We start from the raw sequence: 289 nt of genomic DNA on the forward strand, positions 1-289 counted from the left end.
GCCCCATATCCAGCGCGGTCAAAGCGATGACTATCGCCTTCGGATCATCCAAGCGATGATGCACTGTCAGCTCACGATCCAACAGATTGAAATCAAGTCGTGCGATGCCAGGCATCGGCTCTAAGCGATTACGAATTAGCCGCTCTTCGGTAGGGCAATCCATCTTATCAATGCGATACCGAACCAGGGTCGTGCCTTCTGGCTCAGCCATGGCCGAATGTGAAGTCACCGCCCCTGCGGAATCCACTTTGCTCAAACAGCAATGGTCGGCATCGGAATGGGCTTGAGC

1 protein-coding gene is annotated in these 289 nt (G+C 54.3%); it reads right to left on the reverse strand.

Translation table 11 applies throughout. The features are described 5' to 3' along the window. A partial coding sequence (locus KMS84_RS44485; protein WP_498066982.1) for a cation transporter occupies positions 1–247 on the reverse strand: 247 nt, incomplete at its 3' end. Positions 248–289: the final 42 nt, after the last annotated feature.

This window comes from Streptomyces hilarionis (assembly GCF_024539675.1).
Lineage (GTDB): Bacteria > Actinomycetota > Actinomycetes > Streptomycetales > Streptomycetaceae > Streptomyces > Streptomyces hilarionis.